This is a genomic window from Enterobacter cloacae complex sp. ECL72, assembly GCF_019056635.1.
Lineage (GTDB): Bacteria > Pseudomonadota > Gammaproteobacteria > Enterobacterales > Enterobacteriaceae > Enterobacter > Enterobacter hormaechei_C.
This window is the reverse complement of record NZ_CP077659.1, coordinates 101,880-126,752: the sequence shown is the minus strand read 5'-3', so window position 1 is coordinate 126,752 and position 24,873 is coordinate 101,880. Positions and strand designations below refer to the sequence as shown.

The window sequence follows — 24,873 nt, the reverse complement described above, 5'->3', positions numbered from 1 at the left end:
AACGCTAAGGTTTCCGCAAAGGTGCGCCGTTAACTATCCATAAGATAAATTTTCCGGGGCGGCTGGCAACGTCGTCAGCCGCCCCCTTAACGCTGGAAAGTCTTATGGCCCCTTCACCCCGAAGCCGCTCGGCTGAACGTCTGGTTGAAATCATTATTGCCCTGCACCGCAACGGAAGCGTTAATCGCCGCGATCTGATGCAAAAATTTGGCATTACCGAACGCACGGTGTACCGCGATTTACAGGCGCTTTCCCCGATTATTGAACACGACGGCAAAGGGCGCTATCAGCTGCTGCCGACGTATCAGCCCTGCCGCTGCGTGCACTGCCCTGAAGCGAACGACAAAAGCTCACAGGGCTAGATTATTCTCAGTGATCTCAATCACATATTTTCTCCCACCGGGGGTGAGCCTTAACCACTCACCCTCGCTTTTGACCGCTCACGCATCGCTTTCAACCACTCACCCATTTACCGTGCTTTACACGCGCGAGGATCTGGCACGATCGCTCCAGCATTAATCAATACCTCCTCACAACGAACCCTGACCCTTTTTTCTTTACATAAAAAACCAGGTCTTATTATGGATACTAAAAAACTACTTAAGCACGTGCCCTGGGCCATCCTCGGGATCATCGGTGCTTTCTGTCTGGCGGTTGTCGCATTACGCCGGGGCGAGCACGTCAGCGCCCTGTGGATCGTGGTCGCGTCGGTTTCCGTCTACCTTGTGGCTTATCGCTACTACAGCTTGTACATCGCGCAGAAGGTTATGAAGCTCGACCCGACGCGCGCCACCCCGGCGGTTATTAACAACGACGGCCTGAACTACGTGCCAACCAACCGTTACGTGCTGTTTGGTCACCACTTTGCCGCTATCGCCGGTGCAGGCCCGCTGGTCGGCCCGGTGCTGGCCGCGCAGATGGGCTACCTGCCGGGTACGCTCTGGCTGCTGGCGGGCGTGGTGCTGGCAGGGGCGGTGCAGGACTTTATGGTGCTGTTTATCTCCTCGCGCCGTAACGGTTCGTCGCTGGGCGAGATGATCAAAGAGGAGATGGGCCGCGTGCCAGGCACGATCGCCCTGTTCGGCTGCTTCCTGATCATGATCATCATCCTGGCGGTGCTGGCCCTGATCGTGGTGAAAGCGCTGGCCGAAAGTCCGTGGGGCGTCTTCACCGTCTGCTCTACCGTACCGATTGCGCTGTTCATGGGCATCTACATGCGCTTCCTGCGCCCTGGCCGCGTTGGCGAGGTGTCGGTCATCGGTATCGTGCTGCTGGTCGCCTCCATCTACTTCGGCGGCGTGATTGCGCACGACCCGTACTGGGGTCCGGCGCTGACCTTTAAAGACACCACCATCACCTTCGCGCTGATCGGCTACGCATTCATCTCAGCGCTGCTGCCGGTGTGGCTGATTCTGGCTCCGCGTGACTACCTGGCAACCTTCCTGAAAATCGGCGTTATCGTCGGGCTGGCCATTGGTATTGTGATCATCAACCCGGAGCTGAAAATGCCGGCGGTGACGCAGTACATTGACGGTACCGGTCCGCTGTGGAAAGGCGCCCTGTTCCCGTTCCTGTTTATCACCATTGCCTGCGGTGCCGTGTCTGGCTTCCACGCGCTGATCGCCTCCGGCACCACGCCGAAGCTGATGGCCAACGAAACCGACGCGCGCTTCATCGGTTACGGCGCGATGCTGATGGAATCCTTCGTGGCGATCATGGCGCTGGTTGCGGCGTCGATTATCGAGCCTGGCCTGTACTTTGCGATGAACACCCCGCCGGCGGGTCTCGGCATTACCATGCCAAACCTGCATGAGATGGGCGGCGAAAATACCGCGCTGATCCTGGCACAGCTGAAAGACGCCAGCGCACACGCGGCGGCGACCGTCAGCTCCTGGGGCTTCGTGATTTCGCCTGAGCAGATCATGCAGACCGCGAAAGACATCGGCGAACCGTCCGTGCTGAACCGCGCAGGTGGCGCGCCAACGCTGGCGGTGGGTATCGCACACGTGTTCCACAAAGTGCTGCCGTGGGCGGACATGGGCTTCTGGTACCACTTCGGTATTCTGTTTGAAGCGCTGTTCATCCTCACCGCGCTGGATGCCGGTACGCGTGCAGGCCGCTTCATGTTGCAGGATCTGCTGGGTAACTTCGTGCCATTCCTGAAGAAAACCGACTCGCTGGTGGCCGGCGTTCTGGGCACTGCGGGCTGCGTAGGCCTGTGGGGTTATCTGCTGTATCAGGGCGTTGTTGACCCGCTGGGCGGCGTGAAGAGCCTGTGGCCGCTGTTCGGTATCTCTAACCAGATGCTGGCGGCTGTGGCCCTGGTGCTGGGTACCGTTGTCCTCGTGAAGATGAAACGCACCAAATACATCTGGGTCACCGTGGTGCCTGCGCTGTGGCTGCTGCTCTGCACTACCTGGGCGCTGGGTCTGAAACTGTTCAGCACCAACCCGCAGCTGGAAGGCTTCTTCTTCATGGCTAACCAGTTCAAAGAGAAGATTGCCGCAGGCGGCGCGGATCTGACCGCGCAGCAGATTGCCAACATGAACCATATCGTGGTGAACAACTACACCAACGCGGGTCTGAGCATTCTGTTCCTGGTGGTGGTGTACAGCATTATCTTCTACGGCATCAAAACCTGGATGAAAGTGCGTAACGTTGAGGGCCGTACGGACAAAGAGACCCCGTACGTACCGGTGCCGGAAGGCGGCGTGAAGACCTCCTCACACCATTAATTAAGCATGTTACTGTAGGCCCGGTAAGCGTAGAGCCACCGGGCTTCTTCTATCTGGAACCCTCAATGTTTGGTAACTTAGGCGAAGCAAAAAAATACCTCGGTCAGGCGGCGAAAATGCTGATTGGCATTCCGGACTATGACAACTACGTTGAGCATATGAAGACCAACCATCCGGATAAGCCGTACATGACCTACACTGAATTCTTCCGCGAGCGCCAGGAAGCGCGCTACGGCGGAAGTGGAGAAGGCGGCGTCCGCTGCTGCTAAAGGAGAAACCATGACCCCGATTGCCGTTACCCTGCTGACCGGTTTCCTCGGCGCCGGTAAAACCACCCTGCTGCGCCACATTCTGAACGAGCAGCACGGCTTCAAAATCGCCGTCATCGAAAACGAATTTGGCGAAGTCTCCGTTGACGATCAGCTGATTGGCGACCGCGCCACCCAGATCAAAACCCTGACCAACGGCTGCATCTGCTGCACCCGCTCTAACGAATTAGAAGACGCCCTGCTGGACCTGCTCGACAGCCGCGATCGCGGTGACATCGACTTCGACCGTCTGGTGATCGAGTGCACCGGCATGGCCGACCCCGGCCCGATTATTCAGACTTTTTTCTCTCATGAGATCATTTGCCAGCGCTACCTGCTGGACGGCGTCATCGCTCTGGTGGATGCGGTACACGCCGACGAGCAGATGAACCAGTTCACCATCGCCCAGTCCCAGGTTGGCTACGCCGACCGCATCCTGCTGACCAAAACCGACGTGGCGGGTGAAAGTGAAAAACTGCGCGAGCGCCTGACGCGCATCAACTCGCGTGCGCCCATTTACACGGTGACGCATGGCGATATCGCTCTCGCTCAGCTGTTCAACACCAACGGCTTTATGCTGGAAGAGAACGTCACCGCGAAACCGCGCTTCCACTTTATGTCCGACAAGCAAAACGACGTGACGTCGATTGTGGTTGAGCTGGACTACCCGGTTGACATCAGCGAGGTCTCCCGCGTGATGGAGAACCTGCTGCTGTCATTTGCCGACAAGCTGCTGCGCTATAAAGGGATGCTGTGGATCGACGGCGAGCCGAACCGCCTGCTGTTCCAGGGCGTGCAGCGCCTGTACAGCGCCGACTGGGATCGCCCGTGGGGCGATGAAGCGCCGCACAGCGTGATGGTGTTTATTGGAATACAGCTGCCGGAAGAGGAAATTCGGGCAGCGTTTGCGGGGCTGAAAAAATAAGATACATCAGGGCCAATTTTTAATGGCCCTGATTTAATTACTGTCTCACATTTTCGATTTTTTTATTCTCATCTCTCTGGCAGAGAAGTAAGATTACAGCACAAGCACCAATTACCATTGCTGTATTTCGTTGGATAAAGAGGACATCTGTCAATCCCATAAGAAATAGCGCTGACATATAAAGCAGCAACCCAACATTAAACTTATTCTTTTTTTCGCAGGAAGCTAAAAAACCAGTGACATAAAACAATATAATAGCAATGACGCCTAAAAGGCCCTGTAAGCTAAAGCTTTCAATTATATCATTATGGAAATGATATTTTATAGCCCTGACTGCTTCCGCGCTTTTATAGTTTTGTTCAATATATTCTCTTGCATTATTATAACGCTTTTCTGCATCCTGACCAAAAAGTGATAAACTCGCTACGTGCTGTCCTGCGTCAAGCATAACAAAACGTGCTCCTAAAGATGTGTTAGCATTATTTTTTTGTAATTGTTGGATGTTATCATAAGCCTCAACAATTCTCTTTTGCATCTTATAAGCTATCCCTCCGCCAATGATGGATATTGCCAGTAATGCTAAAAACCAATAACGAGGCTTTACATTTCTCAATTCAAAACATGCCAGGACGAAGCAGACAATGAAAAAAGTGCCTATAGCGCCTCTGGTTTCTGTCATCAGTAATAAATAAGAGAATATGAAAAATGTAGCAATGTTAAATACAGTACGGTAAAGCTGATTTGAAACTGCTTTTTTAATAAGAGAAAAACACAGAACTGACTGAACAACCATTATATAAGCAGTAGTCGTAGCAGCATCGGCTAGTAATTTAATTCTGGTTATACCAGTCGCTTGCTCCTGGTAACCAAACCAAACGGTGAGTAAACCTAGAACAACGCTAGTGCAAGCAGCGAATTTCCAGCTTTGGATTGAAATTACATTTACGGATTTAAGCAAATAAAATGCCATTACTCCTGACAGGATGAGCAACTTTCCACCGGCATAATAATTATCTTTAATATCCTGTAAATGTGTCGATGGAAATATCATCGACCAAATTAGCTTACTGGCACCGAGAAGCACAATGCTCAACAAAAATGCTATTGCGATTTTATTACTCAATAGCCATTGACGAAAACCCTTCCAACTTTCCAAAAAAAGAAGGCCAAAAATAGAAAGATAACAACCCATGTAAAATAGCTTTCTTGGATAAGCCTCTATAAAAAGATCGCTTCCAACTGTAAACACAACAAGAATGAAAATAATGTTAACATTTAACCTTTTAATGTATTCACGACTTAACATGTTTAGTTTGCCTTTTTTCCAAGAAACGAGCCAAATGATAACGAACAAACATACAGAAAGCTTCAATAAACTGTTTCTTATTATTAAGCGTTTTATAGCATTTCTTTAGTTCTTTCGCACAACGTGGACTAACATCTTCAACATCACACCAGGGTGACATTTTTTTATATTTACGATAGTAGGTGCTTATTTGCTGTTGATTCCATAACTGCCATGGTTTATCGCTACCAACATAATGTAACAAAACTGTTTCATTGGGTGGTTCACGCATGAAATCTCCCTTTTTGTGTCCTGCCTTTATTTGGCAATTATACTTGCCATCTATAAACATTATTTTTTCGTTCAGGACAACATTCAGAGCATCTTGATCAAAATACTTAAAGTCAGCCCCACGCTCCAGTAAGCATTCAAAAACTTTTTGCGATATTTTATTTTCATTCCACGTTCTGGCATCAACATAAAGAACGCCAGAATTAAAATAATCGCAACCAGACATATTAATAGATTCTGAAAGAGCAGTCTGATGCTCCGGCTCCCTGACAGCACAACAAATATTATTTATCGGCTTATGGTTTTCTAATAGATCATAAATACTATCCAGCGCTATAATATCGGCGTCAACATATAAAAAATAACGATATTCTTTAATTACATACGGAGCCAGGAGACGGAAATATATTGAGACCGGGAAAATTGAATTCTTAGGAAAAACATCCAGAGCGTCAGCAGATACAATAATAATTGTCAGTGCATGTTGAGTATTCTTGATAATAGACTGCAATCTGGAAAAGTCAACTTCATTGCTTTTATCTGTAATAATGAAAAAATGCAATGGAACTTCCGAAGTTTTTTCCACAATTGATAACATCGAGATCCCACAATGCTTTAGAAAATTTTCATCGACACCATAAACAACTGCTGAATATTGAACTTCAACATCGAGATTAAAATTCGTTACTTGCACGCCCAATATATTTTCGTTTAAATTAAGAATGGTTGGGTTCATCATTATTTATCGAGCTCAAAAATACTTATAATACATAAGATAACAAATAATAGCTGCCTTCCCCAGTACTTTCTCTAATTTGTTTAGCAATCATACAAAACATGATAACCTTGGAAAAAATGACAGGTTAACCTTTTGAATAACATATAAAAAAGCACTATACCCATAGACGCATGGGTATAGTGCTGCGTTACTTTAGAAATGGTCGATTAACCAACCGCTCTCATTTCAACGCCTCCGGCAGCGTCACAATCCACAGCTCGCTGTCGGACTCCGGTTTCTTCAACGGCTTCACGCTGAGGGTGGTTTCAACCGGTTTGTCATCCAGCATCAGCGCCCCCTGCGCGTTCACCCGATAATCCTTGAGCTTCTTGCCCTCGACTGGCTTCTGCATCGCCACCTTCACGCCAAAGTCATTATCGTTCGCTACCGCCAGCGTTTTGCTGTCAATCAGCGCCAGCCCTTCGGCCTTTTCCTGCTGCCAGCCCAGCGCACGCAGATCGACCACCTGCGTTTTTTCCGCAAGCGTGATGCCGCGCTGCGCCAGCGTTTTCTCATCATCAAACTCCGGGTATTCGCCCGGCTTGTCGAAGGCCGCCAGATCGCTCGCCTTGCTCAGATCAACCCTGTAGATGAGATTACGCATTGCGTCATTTTTATCCTCGCCCTGTTCAATCAGCAGGATGGTGTGGTTATCCAGCGCCACTATGTCGCCGATTTTGGCGTCGCTGTTTTTGCTGTAGGCCGCGCTGTCGACAGGGTAGCCGTACATCGCGGTTTTCCCGGTCGCCGGATCGAAGCTCACCAGACGCGTAAACAGCGCCTGTTTTTTGCTCTTCCCGTCGATATCCAGCGTGCTTTGCACGGCGGCGATAATGCGTCCGTCCGGCATGCGGGTCAGCCCTTCAAAGCCCCGGTTTGCCTGACGCCATTTGATAACGTTTGGCAGACCGCCCGCGATGGATTTCTCCCCTTCCGTCGCCTGCGGACCGTGGATCGCGAGGATTTTCCCTTTACTGTCGACGTTAATCAGGAACGGGCCATACTCATCGCACAGCCAGTAACCGCCCTTCCCGTCCGGCGTGATGCCTTCCGTATCCAGCCCGCGGTTATCGCCTTTCAGCACTTTTAAGGTGTCGCTTAGCGCGACTTCATTGGTAGATCCAATCACGCCGCTTTGCAGCGGCAGGCCGTTGATCTCGCCTTTATCATCATGCAGCGGTCGCGCGTCCACGGCCTCCGCTTTGCCGTTTAGCACACGGATCGTCATCAGCAGCGGGGCGAAATCCGGGGTAGCAAAGATTTTGGCATCGCTTTTCCCCATTTTTGGCGAATCCGCGTTAGGACCGCGATCGGTCACGGTCGCAAACGTCAGCGCATCGCCCTGCTTGCCCGTGAATAACAAACCCGAACCAATCCCCACCGGGAGCCCGTTCGGGAATGCGCTGGCAAACGCACCGCTGTATTTGACATGCGCGCCTTCGGGAAAGCTGACGACGTAGCGCTCCGCGGTTGGCTGTGCCGCCAGGCCAGAGAAAGAGAGCGCACAACCGATTAGCACAGGAATAATTTTTCTTTTCATATTGTTAGCATCCAGTAAGTGAAGCCAACAACGTAATGAAGAAACGTGTCAGAAAAATGACATGTAATGGCAACGAAGCGGCGCGTACGGACGTATATCAATCACCAGAAATGTAAACCTCTGTCTTTATCTGTGTCAGCTGAAATACTTTTGGAAATTATTAGAAACCCAATTAATTCATGGCGAAGGACTATTTTCGCCTCGTTCATTTTACGTTTAGCCAGGAATGTAAACTGTCCCTAAACGCGAATGTATTGGACATTGACGATTTGCCATATAAACAATTCATCAACATTTACCATTCAAAAACCCAACACAAACAGCATATAAATGCGAGACCTATCACATTTGCAGTCATAAACATCGCTTGTTAAGGTGCCCTCAGATTAATTTAATGACGAGGAAACACTCATGAAAAAACTTAACATCCTGATCCTTTCTGCTCTGACCGCCGTATCGGGCTCCGCACTGGCCATGGGTGGCAGCATTGAGCAGGGTAAAAACTTTACTAACCTCAATCTGGAAATGGGGAAATCCTCATCCGGCCTGTATGCGGAGAGCAACTGGCTGAAAAACACCGATGACGGCACCCAGACCGGCGGCGTTGGGGCAGGCTACAACCTGGAAGTGGGTCCGGTGATGCTGAATGCTGGCGCGAAAGCCATCTACATCGGCCCGAAAAAAGGCGATAACGGCGTGGCATTCCCGATTGGCGGCGGCGTTAACGTTGCGCTTACGGACAGCATTCACGTGTTTGGTGAAGGTTATGTGGCGCCAGACGGCCTGAACAACAGCGTGAAGAACTATGTTGAAGCTAACGGCGGCGTAAGCTGGACGCCAGTCAAACCTGTCACGCTGAAAGTGGGCTATCGCCACGTGAGCGTAGACGGTAAAGACGGTCGTCCAAACCACACGCTGATCGATGGTGCATATGTAGGCGGTGGAGTGTCCTTCTAAGCCTGTTTGCGCGTTTCGCCCGGCGGCGCTACGCTTGCACGGGCCTACAATGAAGGGTGCAATGTATTAAAATTATTGCACATTGATTGTAGGCCGGGTAAGCGCAGCGCCACCCGGCAAGAAAGGCGATGCGACCGTTAATAAAAAACCTGCCGGATGGCAGGTTTTTTTATTAACGCATTACTTGCGAACGACCACCAGCTTCTGGTTCACAAACTCTTTGATCCCCAGGTCCGACAGCTCGCGTCCGTAACCCGAACGTTTTACGCCGCCGAACGGCAGCTCTGCCGCAGTGTCGGTGAGCCAGTTGATGTATACCATCCCGGTCTCAATGCGCGACGCCATTTTCTTCGCGCGCTCGATGTTCTGGCTGAACACCGCGCCGCCCAGACCGTAGTGGGAATCGTTAGCCAGTGCGACCGCTTCGTCGTCGCTTTTCACCACGTAAACCTGCGCTACCGGACCGAAGAACTCCTCGAAGTACGCCGGGTTATCGCGCGAGATATGTGTCAGGATCGTCGGCTCAAAGAAGCTTCCGTCACGCTGAACCGGCTTGCCGCCATGGTGCAGCTTCGCGCCATTTTTCACCGCCTCGTTAACCTGTTTAGTTAGCGTCTCCAGCGCGTCTTTGGATGACAAAGGCCCCAGCGTGGTGCTTTCGTCCAGCGGATCGCCAATTTTCACCTGCTTAAACGCCTCGGTGAATTTGCTCAGGAAGGCGTCTGCAATCTTTTCATGCAGGATAAAGCGCTTCGCCGCGGTACAGACCTGCCCGGCATTGTTCAGCCGCGCGTTAACGCCGATCTTCACGGCTTTATCCAGGTCGGCATCGTCCAGCACCACGAACACATCGTTCCCGCCCAGTTCCAGGGTCGATTTTTTGATGTGCTTCGCAGCCTGTGCCGCAACCACGCTACCCGCTTTTTCTGAACCGGTCAGCGCCGCCCCCTGTACGCGATTGTCGGCGATAATGTTCGCCACCTGTTCGGACGAGATAAACAGGTTGGTCCACGCCCCTTCCGGCGCGCCCGCTTCACGTACCAGCTGTGCAAAGGTCTCTGCACAGTGCGGCACGATGCTGGCGTGCTTGGCGATCACCGGGTTGCCCGCTGCCAGGTTTGGCGCCAGAACGCGCATCAGCTGATAGTACGGGAAGTTCCATGGCTCGACGGCCATCAGCACGCCGATGGGGTGATGTTCAACCCATGCTTCCCCGAGTTCAGAGTCATACTTCACCGGGGCCAGGAACTGCTTCGCGTTGTCCGCATAGTAGCGGGCGATTTGCGCGCACAGCTTCACTTCGCCGCGGCTTTGTTCGATGAGCTTACCCATCTCCTGACTGGCGATTTTCGCCAGATCCTCCACGCGTTCGTCGATCAGGTCCGCCAGCTTATGCAGCACCGGCAGGCGCTGGCTTATGTCGCCTTTCGCCCAGTCGGAGTGATAGAGCGCATCGGCTGCCTTCAGCGCCGCTTCAACGTCTGCGTCAGTGTGAGAGGGATATTCTTTGATGAGCTGGTTCGTGGCAGGATTTACTGTCTGGTAAGCCATATCGAATCTCCTTGTTTTACCGCTTAGGGTATTAAGGGTAGTCAATCTGACTGGCTTTGAAGGTAAAGTTGGGTATATACGGAGGGTTCTTAACAAGACGCTGCCAGGCGATGCGCAGACATGGTATAAAAAATGCTCATCAATGGAGTTCCTATGACCGATACCCGCCACATCCGCCAGACCTTTAACCGCGCAGCAGGCCTTGAGCTGCGCAGTACGTGGCAAAGCACCCGGGCATATAAACGTCATTGCCATCCACAGCTCTCCATCGGCGCGATTGTGGAAGGCCAGACCTGCTGCGTAAGTCATGGCAATGCGTACGTTCTTGATCCCGGTGATCTTATCATGATCCCGGCTTATGCCCCGCACAGCTGCAACCCCGTTGTCGGGAAGCCGCGCAGTTACCATATGCTCTATATCGACACCGATCTTCCCCTGGCGCTACAGGTTATTCGCGATCCCACGCTCTTTAAGCACTTTCTTGCCGTTGTCGGGACGATGTCCTCCGCATCCGTGGAGACCCTGCTTTCTGCCCTTCCCCGTTGCGCGGGTGAGATGAATGCACCTCGCTCAACCAGCCAGCAGGTTCAGCAGGCGTTACTCTCCGACCTTGCCGCACCGCCTTCCCTTGACGAACTCGCCCAACGATTCTCACTGCGCAAGGAGACGCTGATCCGCACTTTCAGGCAGGATACCGGCCTGACGCCGGGCAGTTTCCTCAACATTTCGCGCGTGGAGTACGCCAAAGCGCGGCTGCGCGCGGGGGATGATATCGCCGACGTGGGCTACCAGAGCGGGTTTGCCGACCAGAGTCATTTTCATAAGACCTTCGTGAATTATACCGCTGCCACGCCGCGCCAATACGCCACGGGCCGATCAATATCAGACAATAATCAGGATACGTAACGTCGTAAGGTGACCTCAGATTTGTTACTGAGGTCGCTATGGAACTGTTATTTCCCTCCGCCTTTCTTGCCCTGGCGCTGGCGCATTTTGTTGCCCTGTTAAGCCCGGGCCCGGATTTCTTCCTGCTGGTAGGCTACGCCGCCCGCTACCGGCTGCGCGGCAGCGCCGGATTGTGTCTCGGCATCGCAGCAGGTAACGGGTTGTATATCTTACTGGTGATTATCGGCTGGAGCGCGCTGCGCCAGTTTGGGTGGCTGTTTACGCTTATCGAACTGTCCGGCGCGCTGTACCTGCTGTGGATTGGCTCGCATCTTGTGCGCAGCCGCCCGCAGCCGCTGGCGCTGGAAGAAACCCGCCAGCGCTGCCCTTCTCTGCGGAAGCAAATCCTGCTGGGGCTGGGTTCGGCGCTGTTAAATCCCAAAAACGCGTTATTCTACCTGGCGCTAATGACAGCGTTACTCGGGCCGGACGTCACGCTGCTTCAGCAGGCGACCTGCGGCGTCTGGATGGTGATGGTGGTGCTGGTATGGGATCTGGCGCTGGTATCGCTGATGGGGTTACCGGCGGTTCAGCGAAAGCTCAGCCGTTCGCTCTGGCTGATAGAGCGCACGGCGGGGGTGGTGTTGATGGGGTTTGGTGGGTGGGTGCTGTGGCGGTTTTTGCACTTTTCCCCCGTATCCCTCTATCCTTAACCCATGGAAAAACATACCGAACTCAAACGCGCCAAGCTTCTCGCGCTGTCGCTGCTGCTGATTGCCGTCGCAGCGTTTATCACCACCCTGTTCCTGCCGCAAACCTTCTGGGTGCGCGGCGTAAAGGCCATTGCCGAAGCGGCGATGGTCGGCGCGCTGGCGGACTGGTTTGCCGTTGTCGCGCTGTTCCGCCGGGTGCCAATTCCCTTTATCTCGCGCCATACGGCGATTATCCCGCGCAATAAAGACCGCATCGGCGACAATCTCGGCCAGTTCGTGCAGGAAAAGTTTCTCGATACGCAATCCCTTGTCGATCTTATCCGTCGCTACGAGCCCGCACAGATGATTGGGACCTGGTTCAGCCAGCCCGATAACGCCCGGCGCGTGGGGCAGCATCTGGTGCAGGTGATGAGCGGTTTTCTGGAACTTACCGACGATGGACGCATTCAGCGCCTGCTCAAACGCGCCGTCCACAAGGCTATCGACAAAGTCGATCTAACCGAGACCAGCGCCGTCATGCTGGAAAGCATGACCAAAAACAACCGTCACCAGGTGCTGCTGGACGCCATCATCAACCGCCTGATTACCCTGATTCAGCGGGAAAGCACGCGGGAATTTATTGCCGACCAGATCGTCCACTGGCTTAAGACCGAGCATCCGCGCAAGGCGATGGTGCTGCCCACCGAGTGGCTGGGCGATCAAAGCGCGGAGATGGTGTCGAACGCGGTGAACACGCTGCTGGACGATATCAGCCACGACCGCACGCACCAGATCCGTCAGGCGTTTGACCGCGCCACGATCAAGTTCATCGACAATCTGAAAAACGATCCGGAGATGACGGCGAAAGCCGAGAATATCAAACACTACCTGAAGAATGACGAAGCCTTTAACCGCTATCTGGGGGAAATGTGGGCTGACCTGCGCCAGTGGCTGAAAAATGACATGCAGAGCGATGATTCCCGCGTGAAGCAGCGTATCGCCAACGCCGGGCTGTGGTTTGGCGAAACGCTGACCAACGACGCCAGCCTGCGGGCGTCGCTGAATGAGCATCTGGAGCAGGCCGCGCACCGCGTGGCGCCGGATTTCGCCGCGTTCCTGACGCGCCATATCAGCGACACGGTGAAAAGCTGGGATGCCAAAGACATGTCACGCCAGATAGAACTCAATATCGGTAAAGATCTTCAGTTCATTCGCGTTAACGGTACCCTGGTGGGCGGAACAATTGGCCTGATCCTGTTTCTGCTCTCGCAGTTGCCCGCCGTGCTGGGGCATTAATCTGCTTTTGGCGGCGCGATAACGTAGCGCGTCGCCTCGAAGCGGTTCAGGATCAGGTGCACCAGAAAGACCATCGTCAGCGTGACCACCAGCGCGAAGGTGACGGAGGTGATGCGGTACAGATCGCTGAACACCAGGTCGCTGTCCGGATGCATGTTCTGCCCGAACATAATGCCGATGGTGGTGATACTGGCGAAGCCTACCCCGGCGCCGACCTTCTCCATTACGTGCAGACGCGCGCCAAACGCCAGTCCAAGGCCAATCAGCGGCATCATCAGCAGCATATGGCTGCTGTGATCGTAGAGGATAAGCTGGACGACAAGGATATAGAGACACCCCAGCACCACGCCGACTACGCGCCAGATGGAGCTGATAACCGAGCCGCGATAGTGCATCGGGAACAGGATCAGAATGCCCGCCATCAGCGCCGAAAGCGAATCGCTTAAGTCGCTCATCTGGAACACCACGAAAATCAGCGTCGCCACGGTGCCCGAGAGCAGAGACTCGTGGCGCACGCGGGCGTCATCTTTCTCGATCAGCGGCGGCGGCTTACGCGGCTCCACGTCCGGCAGCAGGTAGTTCATCAGCGCGCTCAGGCACACCGCCATTACGCTCGCTTCGATGTTAGAGAATAAAAGCGTGTGCCAGTTGGTGGTGGGGTAGCTCATAAAGTTGAGCATCACGCTCTGGCAAACCACGCCCATCGAGCCGAACAGGAACAGCGGCCCCTTACTCATAAAGCGAAAACGCATCACGTACAGGGCAAACACCACCAGCGTCATAATGACCGGCCACTGGGACAGATAGCCGATGATAAACACCATTTCGATGCAGTTCAGCGAGGCGCTGAAGATAAACTGCTTCGCCACGTGGCGGTTAAACACCGGCACCAGCGAGAGCAGCATGATCGGATAGACCACAAAAAACACGCCGTAGCTGGTGTTGTAGAAACTCGAAATACTGAGCGCAATCATCCCGGCAAAGACGATACGCAGGGTCTGGCGAAAGTCGTTTGCCGTATAGACGATGTTGCCGTGCGGGGTAAATACCCGCGCCAGGGTGCTAATAGACATAGTGAAGCAGGCTAACCAGATGGATTTGCATCCCGGAGAAGAATCGCGCAAACGGCCCTTCGCTATTGTAGAGCTGCACGGTGGCGCGCGCGCCGGTCGGCAGCGACTTCGGTAAGGCTTCGTCCAGCGCCACGTGAATGCGCATACGCTGGGCATCACGCACCCAGCGGTTGGAGGTTTCCGGTTCAGAAAGTTGACCGTTTACGGCCTCCTGTCCGGCGAGGATCCCCGCGTCGCTGCTGGTGACGTGGGCACGGAAAACTTGCCCCGGGAAGGCGTCGAACACCACGGCGGCGTCGGTCCCCTGGTGGGTATGCCGCAGGCTCTTCTCGCGGAAATCCGCCACGATATCGATCCGGGTGTTCACCAGCGCCAGCGCAGCCGAACCGGACGAGGCGTAAAAACCGGGGCTTAATTGCAGGTTACTGACCGTGCCGTCCGCCTCGGCGTAGACCTTCGTCCAGCCAAGATTCAGCTCCGCTTCATCCAGCGCGTTACGGTATTTTTGCAGCGTCACGTTGCGGTGCTCATCCCGCTCGCCGCGCTGAATGCGCAGGTTATGAATATTCGCCTGAATCGAGCTGACGGACTGCTCGCTGCTCTGCCAGGTGGTACGGACCTTATCCAGATCCGCCTGCGACACGCTCTGCAAGGTACTCAGTTTCTGGTAGCGGTCGAAGGTAACTTTGTCATTACGCGCCGTCAGCACCGCGGTTTTCAGGCTGGCCTGCGCCGCGGCAATCTGCGCGTCCAGCTGATCGTTAGACAGACGCGCCTGTTCCAGCGCAATCTGCGCCGCTTCGACCTTATTGCGAAACGGCGTGGCGTCGAGCTCAAACAGCAGATCGCCTCTCTTAACCTGGCTATTGTTGTGGACATGTACCGCCGCCACATACCCGGAGACGCGGGCAGACACCGGGGTCACCACGCGCATCACGGTGGAGTCCGGCGTCAGCGGGATCCAGATATCCGCGACGATAAAGTAGACAAACATCAGCAGGAAAGAGGCAATACTCACCCTTACCCAGCGGGCAAACTTTTGTTCAGGAGTCATTATTTTTCGGTCTTATTATCTTCTTCGCGGATTGTCCGCAAATTGCAGGCGATTTGATTGAGTGTGGCGCTGAAAATATTGATATGTTCCGGCGCGATGTTTTGCGATACGCGCGCCTGATACGTCTCAATCACCTGAGAGAGCCTTTCAAGAATGGCTTTTCCCTCAGGCGTCAGCGTCAGCAGCCGGATACGCTTGTCATACGGCGAGACGGTGCGCAGCAGGTAGCCCTGCTTTTCCAGCTGTGTCAGCGTACGCATTAGCGGAGGCAGTTCAATCCCCTGCACTTCCGCCAGCTCGCTGACCGAGACGTTATCCCCGAGTTGATGAAGCTGCATCATCACCGTCCAGCTCGACTGGGTTAACCCGGTGTCGAGAATGGCGTCGTCGATGACTGCGCGCCACTGACGCACGATCATCGCCATCCGCATGCCCATCGGCCTGCGGCTAAACAGATCTTCTTCACTCATGGGGAATCCTCTCGTAGTACGCCATTACGATAATAGTTATCATGGTAAGTATCAAGAAACGAGAAGTTAAAGCGCAGGAATTGCGAAACGATGTTCTCCCTCTCCCCTGTGGGAGAGGGTCGGGGTGAGGGCATCAGCCCGCAACGGCGTTTAGCGGCTAAAATGCTTCCTGACGGCACTTTTCCCCGAAGCCGTCACCACCACCTCCCTGTACCCCGCCACCCGCTGGATCCAACCTTTGCTTTCCATGTGGATGAGCAGCGCCGCGCCGGCCTCTCCCCCCCCAGATGAAACCGCCTCTCGCTCCAGTCCAGGCAGGCGCAGCACGCCTTGCGACGGGTATTGGGATTTAACGGAATACCAAGCTTCAGAAACTGCTCGCGGCCATGTAGCGTGAGCGCTGAACCGTCTGCCTCAAGCCAGCCTTCCGCCTGCATGAATTCATAGATATGCACCGCCACCGTTCCGGCAAGATGGTCGTAGCAGGTTCGTGCTTCGCGCAGGGCTTTTGGCGCGGAGGTTTCCGGCGACGTGATGCGGCTCCAGGAGAGCCCCATCATCTGCTCGACAAGCGCCGCCACGTCGTGTCCCGCCAGGCGATAGTAGCGATGCCGCCCCTGAGACAGGCAGGTAATCAGCTTTCCCTCCACCAGCCGCGCGAGATGCCCACTGGCGGTCGACGGCGCAACGTCTGCCGCCACGCTCAGCTCTGTAGCCGTCCACGCCCGCCCGTCCATCAGAGCACAGAGCATCTTCACGCGCGACGGATCGGCCATTGTAGCCGCTACAGCGGCAATGGCCTGTTCCAGCGCCGCCGCAATTTCACCCTGCTCGCCGGGCCTGTTGTCGAAAATCACATGAACGTCATACATGCGCGTGCCCTCCCGTTTCGGAGCTGTACTCCCGCATCAGCTGCGCCACGCGAATACGGTAGAAAGAAAAAATCGACGCCCGGCCTTCGGCCTGCGCGGCCTGATGGAAGACATTCTGCTTCCAGCGGCGGACGGCCTCTTCATACCGCCACCAGGAAAGGGACAGGATTTTGCCGTCGGTCGTCAGGCTCTGGAACCGTTCGATATCAATAAAGCCGTCGATATCGGCCAGCAAAGGCTTAAGCTCTGCGGCAAGTTGAAGATAGCGCGCCTGATGCGCCGGTGCAGCTTTAGCTTCGAAAAGGACTGCAATCATGAAGGTCTCTCCGTTGTGATGATATGGAGAGAATGCGGGACTAATGGTGTGGATGCTTCGGTATGGAGCGAAGTGTTTGCCGGATGGCGCTGCGCTTATCCGGCCTACGGTGTTTTGTAGGCCCGGTAAGCGTAGCGCCACCGGGCAGGGTTTAACCCACAATCGACCTCGGCTCCATAAACGCCCGAATCCCCCACTCGCCATCGTCACGTCCCGCCAGGCTTACGGGCGCTGGTGGCGATAATCCGCGAGCGCGGGATTACTCCAGGTTAGCCTTGTTCAGCCCATATGCCGCATCCAGCGAGCCCGGCTCCATGCGGGAGGTAATGCCCAGGCGGTTCCAGGCGTTGATCGCTACGATGGCGAAGTTCAGCTCTGAAATCTCCACGTCCGAGAAGTGCTCCGCCACGCTGCGGTACAGCGCGTCGCTCACGCCGTGAACGCCAATCTGGGTCAGCGCTTCGGTGAAGGCCAGCGCGGCTTTCTCGCGGGCGCTGAACAGCGGCGACTCGCGCCATGCCGCCAGATGGTACAGGCGCAGCTCGCGCTCGCCGGCAATTTTGGCCTCTTTCGAATGCATATCCAGGCAGAAGGTACAGCCGTTCAGCTGCGAGACGCGAATGTCGATCAGGTGCTTCAGCGCCGGATCAATGGAGGTTTTCGCCACTTCCATGCTCAGGGCGGAAAGCGCGTTGGCGAGTGCAGGTGTGGCTTTGTGGTGGTTTACGCGGGTGCTCATTGTCTTTCCTCTTTTTTGTGCGGTTTTTATCATGCGATGAGGCAAATCTACGCCGTTAATGACATAGTAAAAAGACACAAAAAACCTGAAATGAGGTAGGACATGAAGCCAGGCTATCACGACATTTATACCCGCTATCGCGATAACATCACGCGCGGCGTACTGAAGCCCGGCGACAAAGTGCCTGCCATCCGCGTGCTGGCTGAAGAGCTTAAGGTCGCGCGAAAAACCGTTGAAACAGCCTATGCCATTCTGACGGGGGAAGGATATCTGGTAAGCCAGGGCGCGCGCGGCACGCGGGTGAATCCGGATCTTCTGCTGCCCGCGCAAAACGCTCCGGCAGAACAAGCGACCGGCACGCTGCCGGCGTCGTTGATTAGCCAGCGCGAACGGGCCGGTTTTCTGCGCCCCGGCATTCCCGCGCTCGACAGCTTCCCCTATAAAAAATGGCTGCTGCTGGCAGGCCAGGCGACGCGCGCCATGCGTCAGGATGAAATGCTCAACCCGCCGGTGCTGGGCTGGTATCCGCTGCGCGAGGCAATTGCCCGCTATCTCAATATCTCGCGCGGGTTGTCCTGCACCGCAGAACAGGTGCTGATCACCAGCGGCTACAGCGGCAGCCTGCGCCTGATCCTCGACACGCTCGCCAGCCGCAGCGATAAGGTGGTATTTGAGGATCCGGGCTACTTTATGGGCCAGCAGTTGCTCAAGCGCATTGTGCCCCGCCTGCACACCGTGCCGGTCGATCGCGCAGGGATGGATACGGACTACCTGCTGCGTAATCACCACGATGCCCGCTTCGCCATCGTTACCCCGTCGCACCAGAGTCCGCTGGCGGTGACGCTCTCCCTGCCGCGCAAGCAGCAGCTGCTCGACTGGGCGTCACAAAACGAGGCATGGATTATCGAAGATGACTATGACGGCGAATTTCACTACACCCGCAAAGTGCTGCCGTCGCTGAAAAGCCTCGACCAGCATGACAGGGTGATCTTTATGGGCACCTTCAGCAAAACCATCATGCCTTCACTGCGCATGGGCTACGTGGTGATGCCCGCCAGCACCGTCGGCGCGTTTACCGACAGCGCGGACATCCTCACCAGCGGCCAGCCGGTGCTGACGCAAAAGATCCTCACAGCCTTTCTCAACGAGGGGCATTTTTTCCGTCATCTGAAAAAGATGCGCGCGCTCTATCAAACCCGCAGCGACTGGATGATTGCCGCCCTGCGTGAGGTCTATGGTGATCTGTTCTTCACCGAGCAAAACGACGGTGGAATGCATATTGTCGCGTTCCTCGCAAAGGGAAGCGCTGACCGGGAGATCGCCCGCTGCTGGCAGGAACAGCAATTGCAGGTCAATGCGCTTTCGGCGTGGTATCGCGGGTCGGGCAAACGCTACGGGCTGGTGATGGGCTATAACAACGTGCGGTCATATCAGGAGGCGGTTGAGCTGCTGGAAAGGCCGAAACGGCAGACGCTTACGCTGTTGAGCTGAAAACCGCCGGGTGGCGGCTGCGCCTTACCCGGCCTACGGTCTCCTGTAGGCCCGGTAAGCGTAGCGCCACCGGGCAACCCTATGCTCACACATCATATCGCGATAACCCGACGTCCTTGAGCTGCTCGTCGCTCATCTGGCTCAGAATACGGCGGGTACGGTTGATGCGATACCAGTTACGCAGCGTTTTCGCTATCCAGACAAACGCGATAAACGGACGTTTTGAACGATTCTCGTAGAATTCCATGATGCTCTCCTCGCTGTGCCAGTGGAGTTATCATCATGGAAAACGGCCAGTACAATACAGATTCAAAAACCGCTTTTGTTTACCATACAGATCCGCTAAAACGGTATCTGCATGGTGGTTTACCCATCAATCTGTACTGGTTTAATGCTCTGTATGGTGAAAAAAAAGGATACAGCATGACGCGCTATCAACATCTGGCCAACCTCCTGGCGGAACGTATCGAACAAGGGCTGTATCGCAGCGGTGAACGTCTGCCGTCGGTACGCACGCTGAGCCAGGAGCACGGCGTGAGCATCAGCACCATACAGCAGGCCTACCAGATCCTCGAAAACCGCCAGCTGATTACGCCTCAGCCGCGCTCCGGCTATTTTGTCTCGAAACGCAAAGCCCAGCCGCCCGTCCCGGCGATGACGCGCCCGGTACAGCGCCCCGTGGACGTCACCCAGTGGGACGAAGTGATGATGCTGCTGGACGCCCGCGCCGACAAAGAGATGATCTCCTTTGGCGGCGGCTCACCGGACATTAACCAACCGAGCCTGAAGCCGCTGTGGCGTGAGATGAGCCGCATTGCGCAGCATAATCCGGGCGAAATGCTGAGCTATGACGTGCTCGACGGGCGCCTGGAGCTACGCGAGCAAATCGCCCGTCTGATGCTGGATGGCGGCTCCACCGTGGCGGCAAACGAGATTGTCATCACCAACGGCTGCCACGGCGCGCTGTCGATCGCTCTGCTCTCGGTGTGCAAGCCGGGTGACATCGTGGCAGTCGAGTCACCATCGTTTCACGGCACCATGCAGATGCTGCGCGGCTTTAACATCAAGGCCATTGAAATTCCCACCGATCCCGAGACCGGGATCAGCATCGAGGCGTTAGAGCTGGCGCTGGAGCAATGGCCGATCAAGGCGGTGATCCTGGTGCCGAACTGCAATAACCCGCTCGGGTTTATCATGCCGGAGTCTCGCAAGAAGCAGGTCTTAGCCCTGGCACAGCGGCACGATATCGTGATTGTTGAGGATGACATTTACGGCGAGCTGGCGGCGGAGTACCCGCGTCCGCGCACCATTCATTCTATGGACATAGATGGCCGCGTGCTCTTATGCAGCTCGTTTACCAAAACCGTGGCGCCGGGCCTGCGCGTCGGCTGGATCGTGCCGGGGCGCTATTACGACCGGGTGATGCACATGAAGTACGCCGCGGGCGGGTTTAACGTGCCGGGCACGCAGATGGCGGTGGCGGCGTTTATTCGCGACGGCCATTACCATCGCCACGTGCGCCGTATGCGTCAGATTTATCAGCAGAATATGGAAACCTATACCTGCTGGGTGCGGCAGTATTTTCCGGCAGAGATATGCGTCACCCGCCCGCAAGGAAGCTTCCTGCTGTGGGTTGAGCTGCCGGAGACGGTCGATATGGTGTGCGTCAGCAAGCAGCTGTGCCGTCTGAAGATCCAGGCTGCGGCCGGGTCGCTGTTTTCTGCCTCCGGGAAGTACCGCAACTGCATGCGGATCAACGTGGCGTTGCCGCCGACGGAGAAGAACCGCGAAGCGCTGAGGAAGATGGGCGAGGCAATTGTGATTGCGATGGAGGAGTAGTGCGGCCTGTTGCCCTCACCCCAACCCTCTCCCAAAGGGAGAGGGTGGAAACCGCCACCGGGCAATGGTCAACGACTCAGAACTTCCACGAAACGCTGCCCACAATGCTGCGTTCTGCACCGAAGTAGCAGTAAGAGAGCGAGTTACACGCCGCGACGTAGCTTCTGTCCGTCAGGTTATTGACGTTCAACTGCGCGCTCACGCCCGTGAGCCCCACTTTCGACAGGTCATACCCCACGGTCATATCCACCAGCGTGTACGACGGAAGCGTATGGGTGTTCTGGCGATCGCTGGCGATCCCGTTGACATAGCGCACGCCGGAGCCGACGGTCAGGCCATCCAGAGGGCCGGTTTTGACGTCGTAACTCAGCCAGGCGCTGGCCATGTTACGCGGGGCATAAACGGCGCGCTTGCCCTCCTCTTCCGGGCTGCTCTTCTTGTAGCGAATATCCGTGTAGGTGTACGCGGCCTGCATACGCAGGCTGTCGGTCAGCTGACCAATCGCCTCCAGTTCAACGCCTTCGGATTCGATTTCACCGATGGAACGGTACGGATCGGTCGGCTCCTCTTTAGTGGCAATGTTCTTCTGGTTAATGCGGAACACCGAGGCGCTGAACTGGCTGTTCATCCCCTCCGGCTCATACTTCACACCCGCTTCCCACTGCTTGCCCTTCATCGGATCCAAAATGTTGCCCTGCTCGTCGGCAAAGCTGGTCGGCGTAAAGGCGGTAGAGTAGCTGACGTACGGCGCGACGCCGTTATCAAACAGATACAGCAGCGCCGCGCGGCTGCTGAAGTTATTTTTATCCAGATCGCTGCGGGTGTGGTTGAAGTTGTCGACGTTCGACACGCTCACCTGGTCGTAACGCCCGCCCAGCGTGAGGCGCCAGCGGTCAATGGACATCTGATCCTGTAGGTAGTAGCCGGTCTGGCGCAGCTTGTGTTTTTCCCTGCTGTACTGGGTGATGTAGTCCGGCTTCGCGCCGTAAACAGGATGGAAAGCGTCAATCGGCGGGAAGCCGCCGTAGTAGCCAGTGACGTTGTTGGTGCGGCCCTGGTAGTCCATGCCGATCAGCACGCGGTGGTTTACCGCCCCGGTATCGAAGCTGCCGTCGACCTGGTTATCCAGGGTGATGGCGTTCATCTTCTCGTCGGAGCCGGAATAGCCGCGGTTCAGCTCGGTGTCATTCAGCCAGCCTGCGGCATACACCTGGTTCAGCTCGACTTTGGTGTGCAGGTAGCGCAGCTTCTGGCGCACGGACCAGCCGCTGTCAAACAGGTGCTCGATGTTATAGCCGACCATGTTTTCCCGACGATCGTACTTGTCGTAATCGTCCTCGCCCTCGAAGAAGGTGTTGGAGATTTTCTTACCGCTGTGCGGTACAACGGTGCCCTCATATGGCAGGCCGGAGTGGCTGCCGCCTTCCGGATCGCGGTGCAGGTAGGCCATCAGATCCAGACGGGTGTTGTCGGTGATACGCCAGGTCAGGCTCGGCATCAGGGCGTAACGCTCTTCCTTCAGCGGATCGAACTGGGAATCGGCATAGCGGGTCATCCCGCTGAGGCGCACCGCCACGCGGTCGTTATCATCAACCGGGCCAGTGACGTCGAACATCGCCCCACGCTGGTTATTGTTACCGGCGAAGAGCTTGATCTCCCCGCCAGGATCGAACGATGGCTTACGGGAGGTGAGCGCCACAATCCCGCCCGGCGATGAGCGACCATAGAGCACGGAGGCCGGACCGCGCACGACTTCGATACTGTCCAGGAACCACGGGTCAACCACCAGCGAGCTGTGGGAGTTGGTGTCGCCCATCATCTTCAGGCCGTCAAGGTAGACGTTATCCAGGCTGCCGTCCGAGAAGCCGCGCAGCACCATGTAGTCAAAGCGGTTTGACGCCCCGATCTGGTTGCTGTAGACCCCCGGCGTGTAGCTCACGGCCTGACGCACGCTGGTTGCGCCCTGCTCTTCGAACTGCTCGCGAGTGACGATAGAGACCGACTGCGGGGTTTCAATATCCGGTGTTTCAAGCTTGGTGGCCGCAGACTGCATCTGCGAGGTCACCACCACGGTGTCAGTTTTTTGGGCATCCTGCGCCAGTAAAGGAAAAGCAACGCTACCGGTAACCCATCCCACCAGCAGTGCCAGACGCGATTTAACAAACATAACCCTCTCCAGAGATATTTCTTATTGTTAATAAGAATTATTACCTTTTTGAGAGTGCAAACGGCTATGCGTGCCGCCAGGTTACGTATGCGCGATGCTAAACCACACGAAATGCATTCGCGCGACAGGAGAAATTACGTTAGCGGAGTTTGCGCACGTCCCCCGGTGAAATCCCGTAATGACGACGAAACGCGGTGGCAAAGTTGGTGGCATGCTGATACCCGCACATCCAAGCCGCCTGCTGCACGCTGTGGCCTTCCAGCAGATAGCGGCGCGCCAGCGCAAGGCGACAGTCGCGAAGGTAATCGAAGAGCGTGCAGCCGTAGCGCTGACGGAACTTGCTGCGCAGGCTGCTTGGGCTCATTGCGGCAAGGGCTGCCAGCTGCGCGAGAGTATGATCCCGTTCAGGAGACTGTTCCAGCAGGCTCCGCACGCGTTCAAGACGCGCATGCTCAGGCCGGCGCGGGCAAGGCTGCTGGCGCTGGTTGAGGCCATGGCCGAGCAGCTGATACATCAGCCCCTCCAGCAACAGCTTGCGTGAGAGCACGCTTCCCCCCTGCCGCTGCGCATGCAGAATACCTGACATCACAAACTCGGGAACCTGCCAGACAAACGCGGGTGCATTCAGGCTTTGCCATTCCAGAAGCAATGACTCAAGCAGGGCTTCACGTCCGGCATCGTGCGGGTAGACGCCAAACGAGAGCGTTTTCAGCGTGCTGTCGGCATCGTGACGCGCGCTCATCACCTGATCTTCACTCAGACGTGAGCTGAACGCCATGCCCGGGCGGACGGGATAATTGATACCATTGAGCGTGAGCGTGACGCACCCTTCCAGCACCACCAGCATATAGAGCGGGCTGCTGTGGCGAGAGGTGGTTTCATAGGGCTGTAATACACGTACGTCGGAGTGGGTCAGCGAAATGCCGGACGAGAGCATCATCTCTTCAACATTCCCCTGCAACACGGGGCTACCGCTGACCTGCGCCTCTTTTAACTGGGGGAAACGGTAGTCGATGCCGTAGCGCTCGCCGAATACCTGAAAATCTTCAACAAAAAATATGCGTTTCGCTGATCTATTTTCACTCTGGAGCATCATTCGGGGCCTGCATTAGGGAAAGGACAGGCAAAACAGTACCATCCATTTGTAATGGCAGCAATCACCGGGCGCAGACACTATTACGCTCCGGACGAAGCCGGAGCGAAGGCATATATTTCCTTGCGAGAAATATATTTATGCTTCCTGCCACTCAGCAAAAACCTCTTTATGGTTTTTGGTCAGGACAACTTTATTATCTTCGACCTTATCAACCCAGCCGAGAGGAATAAAGTGGTGCTTGCCGCCCGATTCCGGATCGCTCTTCGCAAGCTTGATACGCTCACCATCAAGATGGTCCACAACCCCGACGTGCGTTCCGCAGCTGGCGACAACCTGAGTGTGATCCTTAATTGCGCTTTTATCTACCATAATTATTCTCCTGTTTCGGTTATTTGCCTGTTGCACGAAATTAACTGTAGCGCATAAATTCAGGCTTAAACGTCTTATTAGCATTTTGAAACATCATTGACAGAACCGAATATTAAGTCTACTTAACGCCGAAATGAAAAAATA

23 protein-coding genes and 1 pseudogene are annotated in these 24,873 nt (G+C 55.3%); 10 read left to right on the top strand and 14 right to left on the bottom strand.

Going from position 1 to position 24,873, the window contains the following annotated elements; all coding sequences use genetic code 11:
- Window positions 1-104: 104 nt before the first annotated feature.
- The 4 genes from KTH07_RS00625 to yjiA all read left to right on the top strand — a co-directional run bounded on the left by KTH07_RS00625 (window position 105) and on the right by yjiA (window position 3,968).
- A complete protein-coding gene (locus KTH07_RS00625; RefSeq protein WP_023303042.1) occupies window positions 105-362 on the top strand; it encodes an HTH domain-containing protein in 258 nt (85 codons plus the stop codon).
- Window positions 363-581: 219 nt separating this feature from the next.
- Window positions 582-2,735, top strand: coding sequence for a carbon starvation CstA family protein (locus KTH07_RS00620; RefSeq protein ID WP_023303041.1), 2,154 nt, complete (start codon window positions 582-584; stop codon window positions 2,733-2,735).
- 65 nt (window positions 2,736-2,800) lie between these two features.
- Complete coding sequence (locus KTH07_RS00615) at window positions 2,801-3,004, top strand: YbdD/YjiX family protein (RefSeq protein ID WP_003856610.1); 204 nt, start codon at window positions 2,801-2,803, stop codon at window positions 3,002-3,004.
- 10 nt (window positions 3,005-3,014) lie between these two features.
- Window positions 3,015-3,968 (top strand): GTPase, encoded by a 954-nt coding sequence (gene yjiA, locus KTH07_RS00610; protein ID WP_032620869.1) that lies wholly within the window; start codon window positions 3,015-3,017, stop codon window positions 3,966-3,968.
- Between the two features lie 37 nt (window positions 3,969-4,005).
- On the opposite strand, the gene KTH07_RS00605 is transcribed toward yjiA, so the two are convergent.
- The 3 genes from KTH07_RS00605 to KTH07_RS00595 all read right to left on the bottom strand — a co-directional run bounded on the left by KTH07_RS00605 (window position 4,006) and on the right by KTH07_RS00595 (window position 7,862).
- Complete coding sequence (locus tag KTH07_RS00605; protein WP_023303040.1) at window positions 4,006-5,274, bottom strand: O-antigen ligase; 1,269 nt, start codon at window positions 5,272-5,274, stop codon at window positions 4,006-4,008.
- Window positions 5,261-6,283 carry a glycosyltransferase family 8 protein gene (locus tag KTH07_RS00600; RefSeq protein ID WP_032620868.1) on the bottom strand — a complete coding sequence of 341 codons (1,023 nt, stop codon included), beginning with the start codon at window positions 6,281-6,283 and terminating at the stop codon, window positions 5,261-5,263. Before KTH07_RS00600 ends, KTH07_RS00605 begins: the two co-directional genes overlap by 14 nt.
- Window positions 6,284-6,503: 220 nt before the next feature.
- Window positions 6,504-7,862 (bottom strand): esterase-like activity of phytase family protein, encoded by a 1,359-nt coding sequence (locus KTH07_RS00595; protein ID WP_023303038.1) that lies wholly within the window; start codon window positions 7,860-7,862, stop codon window positions 6,504-6,506.
- A gap of 411 nt (window positions 7,863-8,273) precedes the next feature.
- On the opposite strand from KTH07_RS00595, the gene KTH07_RS00590 reads away from it, so the two are divergent.
- Window positions 8,274-8,819: a YfaZ family outer membrane protein gene (locus KTH07_RS00590; protein ID WP_006810254.1), complete on the top strand. Its 546-nt coding sequence runs from the start codon at window positions 8,274-8,276 to the stop codon at window positions 8,817-8,819.
- Window positions 8,820-8,999: 180 nt separating this feature from the next.
- Here KTH07_RS00590 and KTH07_RS00585 read toward each other — a convergent pair whose 3' ends face one another.
- Window positions 9,000-10,370, bottom strand: coding sequence for an NAD-dependent succinate-semialdehyde dehydrogenase (locus tag KTH07_RS00585; RefSeq protein WP_015572583.1), 1,371 nt, complete (start codon window positions 10,368-10,370; stop codon window positions 9,000-9,002).
- A gap of 153 nt (window positions 10,371-10,523) precedes the next feature.
- Here KTH07_RS00585 and KTH07_RS00580 point away from each other — a divergent pair, with 153 nt between their 5' ends.
- From KTH07_RS00580 to KTH07_RS00570, 3 genes are read left to right on the top strand one after another with little or no spacing between them, the layout of a single operon-like run.
- On the top strand, window positions 10,524-11,276 hold the full coding sequence (locus KTH07_RS00580) for an AraC family transcriptional regulator (RefSeq protein WP_017383861.1): 753 nt from the start codon (window positions 10,524-10,526) through the stop codon (window positions 11,274-11,276).
- A 38-nt stretch (window positions 11,277-11,314) separates the two neighbouring features.
- Entirely contained in the window at window positions 11,315-11,968 is a 654-nt protein-coding gene (locus KTH07_RS00575; protein ID WP_023303036.1) for a LysE family translocator, read from the top strand.
- 3 nt (window positions 11,969-11,971) lie between these two features.
- Complete coding sequence (locus tag KTH07_RS00570; protein ID WP_015572579.1) at window positions 11,972-13,243, top strand: DUF445 domain-containing protein; 1,272 nt, start codon at window positions 11,972-11,974, stop codon at window positions 13,241-13,243.
- On the opposite strand, the gene KTH07_RS00565 is transcribed toward KTH07_RS00570, so the two are convergent.
- From KTH07_RS00565 to KTH07_RS00540, 6 genes and pseudogenes are all read right to left on the bottom strand, one after another.
- Window positions 13,240-14,316, bottom strand: coding sequence for a DUF2955 domain-containing protein (locus KTH07_RS00565; protein ID WP_015572578.1), 1,077 nt, complete (start codon window positions 14,314-14,316; stop codon window positions 13,240-13,242). The genes KTH07_RS00570 and KTH07_RS00565 overlap by 4 nt on opposite strands.
- Window positions 14,306-15,373 (bottom strand): HlyD family secretion protein, encoded by a 1,068-nt coding sequence (locus KTH07_RS00560; RefSeq protein WP_026080654.1) that lies wholly within the window; start codon window positions 15,371-15,373, stop codon window positions 14,306-14,308. The genes KTH07_RS00565 and KTH07_RS00560 overlap by 11 nt, the downstream gene beginning before the upstream one ends.
- A complete protein-coding gene (locus KTH07_RS00555) occupies window positions 15,370-15,840 on the bottom strand; it encodes a MarR family winged helix-turn-helix transcriptional regulator (RefSeq protein WP_023303035.1) in 471 nt (156 codons plus the stop codon). The genes KTH07_RS00560 and KTH07_RS00555 overlap by 4 nt, the downstream gene beginning before the upstream one ends.
- 150 nt (window positions 15,841-15,990) lie before the next feature.
- Window positions 15,991-16,712, bottom strand: a pseudogene (locus KTH07_RS00550) (ArsR/SmtB family transcription factor).
- Window positions 16,705-17,028 carry an antibiotic biosynthesis monooxygenase gene (locus tag KTH07_RS00545; RefSeq protein ID WP_023303033.1) on the bottom strand — a complete coding sequence of 108 codons (324 nt, stop codon included), beginning with the start codon at window positions 17,026-17,028 and terminating at the stop codon, window positions 16,705-16,707. Before KTH07_RS00545 ends, KTH07_RS00550 begins: the two are co-directional and overlap by 8 nt.
- Before the next feature lie 259 nt (window positions 17,029-17,287).
- Complete coding sequence (locus KTH07_RS00540) at window positions 17,288-17,767, bottom strand: carboxymuconolactone decarboxylase family protein (RefSeq protein ID WP_010427243.1); 480 nt, start codon at window positions 17,765-17,767, stop codon at window positions 17,288-17,290.
- A gap of 102 nt (window positions 17,768-17,869) precedes the next feature.
- Here KTH07_RS00540 and KTH07_RS00535 point away from each other — a divergent pair, with 102 nt between their 5' ends.
- A complete protein-coding gene (locus KTH07_RS00535) occupies window positions 17,870-19,258 on the top strand; it encodes a PLP-dependent aminotransferase family protein (protein ID WP_032620866.1) in 1,389 nt (462 codons plus the stop codon).
- 85 nt (window positions 19,259-19,343) lie between these two features.
- Here KTH07_RS00535 and KTH07_RS00530 read toward each other — a convergent pair whose 3' ends face one another.
- A complete protein-coding gene (locus KTH07_RS00530) occupies window positions 19,344-19,505 on the bottom strand; it encodes a DUF1127 domain-containing protein (RefSeq protein ID WP_015572572.1) in 162 nt (53 codons plus the stop codon).
- A 176-nt stretch (window positions 19,506-19,681) separates the two neighbouring features.
- On the opposite strand from KTH07_RS00530, the gene KTH07_RS00525 reads away from it, so the two are divergent.
- Window positions 19,682-21,097 (top strand): PLP-dependent aminotransferase family protein, encoded by a 1,416-nt coding sequence (locus tag KTH07_RS00525; RefSeq protein WP_032620954.1) that lies wholly within the window; start codon window positions 19,682-19,684, stop codon window positions 21,095-21,097.
- Between the two features lie 76 nt (window positions 21,098-21,173).
- On the opposite strand, the gene foxA is transcribed toward KTH07_RS00525, so the two are convergent.
- The 3 genes from foxA to KTH07_RS00510 all read right to left on the bottom strand — a co-directional run bounded on the left by foxA (window position 21,174) and on the right by KTH07_RS00510 (window position 24,729).
- Complete coding sequence (gene foxA / locus KTH07_RS00520; RefSeq protein WP_126530022.1) at window positions 21,174-23,282, bottom strand: ferrioxamine B receptor FoxA; 2,109 nt, start codon at window positions 23,280-23,282, stop codon at window positions 21,174-21,176.
- A gap of 121 nt (window positions 23,283-23,403) precedes the next feature.
- Window positions 23,404-24,360: an AraC family transcriptional regulator gene (locus tag KTH07_RS00515; protein WP_017694577.1), complete on the bottom strand. Its 957-nt coding sequence runs from the start codon at window positions 24,358-24,360 to the stop codon at window positions 23,404-23,406.
- 135 nt (window positions 24,361-24,495) lie between these two features.
- On the bottom strand, window positions 24,496-24,729 hold the full coding sequence (locus tag KTH07_RS00510) for a DUF2171 domain-containing protein (RefSeq protein ID WP_003863067.1): 234 nt from the start codon (window positions 24,727-24,729) through the stop codon (window positions 24,496-24,498).
- Between the last annotated feature and the right edge of the window lie 144 nt (window positions 24,730-24,873).

What these genes read in the sequence shown, in the direction of transcription:
- KTH07_RS00625 (WP_023303042.1), top strand. Translation starts at nt 105, where the DNA reads ATGGCCCCTTCACCCCGAAGCCGCTCGGCTGAACGTCTGGTTGAAATC.
- KTH07_RS00580 (WP_017383861.1), top strand. Translation starts at nt 10,524, where the DNA reads ATGACCGATACCCGCCACATCCGCCAGACCTTTAACCGCGCAGCAGGC.
- KTH07_RS00575 (WP_023303036.1), top strand. Translation starts at nt 11,315, where the DNA reads ATGGAACTGTTATTTCCCTCCGCCTTTCTTGCCCTGGCGCTGGCGCAT.
- KTH07_RS00570 (WP_015572579.1), top strand. Translation starts at nt 11,972, where the DNA reads ATGGAAAAACATACCGAACTCAAACGCGCCAAGCTTCTCGCGCTGTCG.
- KTH07_RS00590 (WP_006810254.1), top strand. Translation starts at nt 8,274, where the DNA reads ATGAAAAAACTTAACATCCTGATCCTTTCTGCTCTGACCGCCGTATCG.
- KTH07_RS00620 (WP_023303041.1), top strand. Translation starts at nt 582, where the DNA reads ATGGATACTAAAAAACTACTTAAGCACGTGCCCTGGGCCATCCTCGGG.
- KTH07_RS00565 (WP_015572578.1), bottom strand. Translation starts at nt 14,316, where the DNA reads ATGTCTATTAGCACCCTGGCGCGGGTATTTACCCCGCACGGCAACATC.
- yjiA (WP_032620869.1), top strand. Translation starts at nt 3,015, where the DNA reads ATGACCCCGATTGCCGTTACCCTGCTGACCGGTTTCCTCGGCGCCGGT.
- KTH07_RS00525 (WP_032620954.1), top strand. Translation starts at nt 19,682, where the DNA reads ATGACGCGCTATCAACATCTGGCCAACCTCCTGGCGGAACGTATCGAA.
- KTH07_RS00540 (WP_010427243.1), bottom strand. Translation starts at nt 17,767, where the DNA reads ATGAGCACCCGCGTAAACCACCACAAAGCCACACCTGCACTCGCCAAC.
- KTH07_RS00555 (WP_023303035.1), bottom strand. Translation starts at nt 15,840, where the DNA reads ATGAGTGAAGAAGATCTGTTTAGCCGCAGGCCGATGGGCATGCGGATG.
- KTH07_RS00510 (WP_003863067.1), bottom strand. Translation starts at nt 24,729, where the DNA reads ATGGTAGATAAAAGCGCAATTAAGGATCACACTCAGGTTGTCGCCAGC.
- KTH07_RS00585 (WP_015572583.1), bottom strand. Translation starts at nt 10,370, where the DNA reads ATGGCTTACCAGACAGTAAATCCTGCCACGAACCAGCTCATCAAAGAA.
- KTH07_RS00605 (WP_023303040.1), bottom strand. Translation starts at nt 5,274, where the DNA reads ATGTTAAGTCGTGAATACATTAAAAGGTTAAATGTTAACATTATTTTC.
- KTH07_RS00530 (WP_015572572.1), bottom strand. Translation starts at nt 19,505, where the DNA reads ATGGAATTCTACGAGAATCGTTCAAAACGTCCGTTTATCGCGTTTGTC.
- KTH07_RS00600 (WP_032620868.1), bottom strand. Translation starts at nt 6,283, where the DNA reads ATGATGAACCCAACCATTCTTAATTTAAACGAAAATATATTGGGCGTG.
- KTH07_RS00595 (WP_023303038.1), bottom strand. Translation starts at nt 7,862, where the DNA reads ATGAAAAGAAAAATTATTCCTGTGCTAATCGGTTGTGCGCTCTCTTTC.
- KTH07_RS00545 (WP_023303033.1), bottom strand. Translation starts at nt 17,028, where the DNA reads ATGATTGCAGTCCTTTTCGAAGCTAAAGCTGCACCGGCGCATCAGGCG.
- KTH07_RS00615 (WP_003856610.1), top strand. Translation starts at nt 2,801, where the DNA reads ATGTTTGGTAACTTAGGCGAAGCAAAAAAATACCTCGGTCAGGCGGCG.
- KTH07_RS00535 (WP_032620866.1), top strand. Translation starts at nt 17,870, where the DNA reads ATGAAGCCAGGCTATCACGACATTTATACCCGCTATCGCGATAACATC.
- KTH07_RS00515 (WP_017694577.1), bottom strand. Translation starts at nt 24,360, where the DNA reads ATGATGCTCCAGAGTGAAAATAGATCAGCGAAACGCATATTTTTTGTT.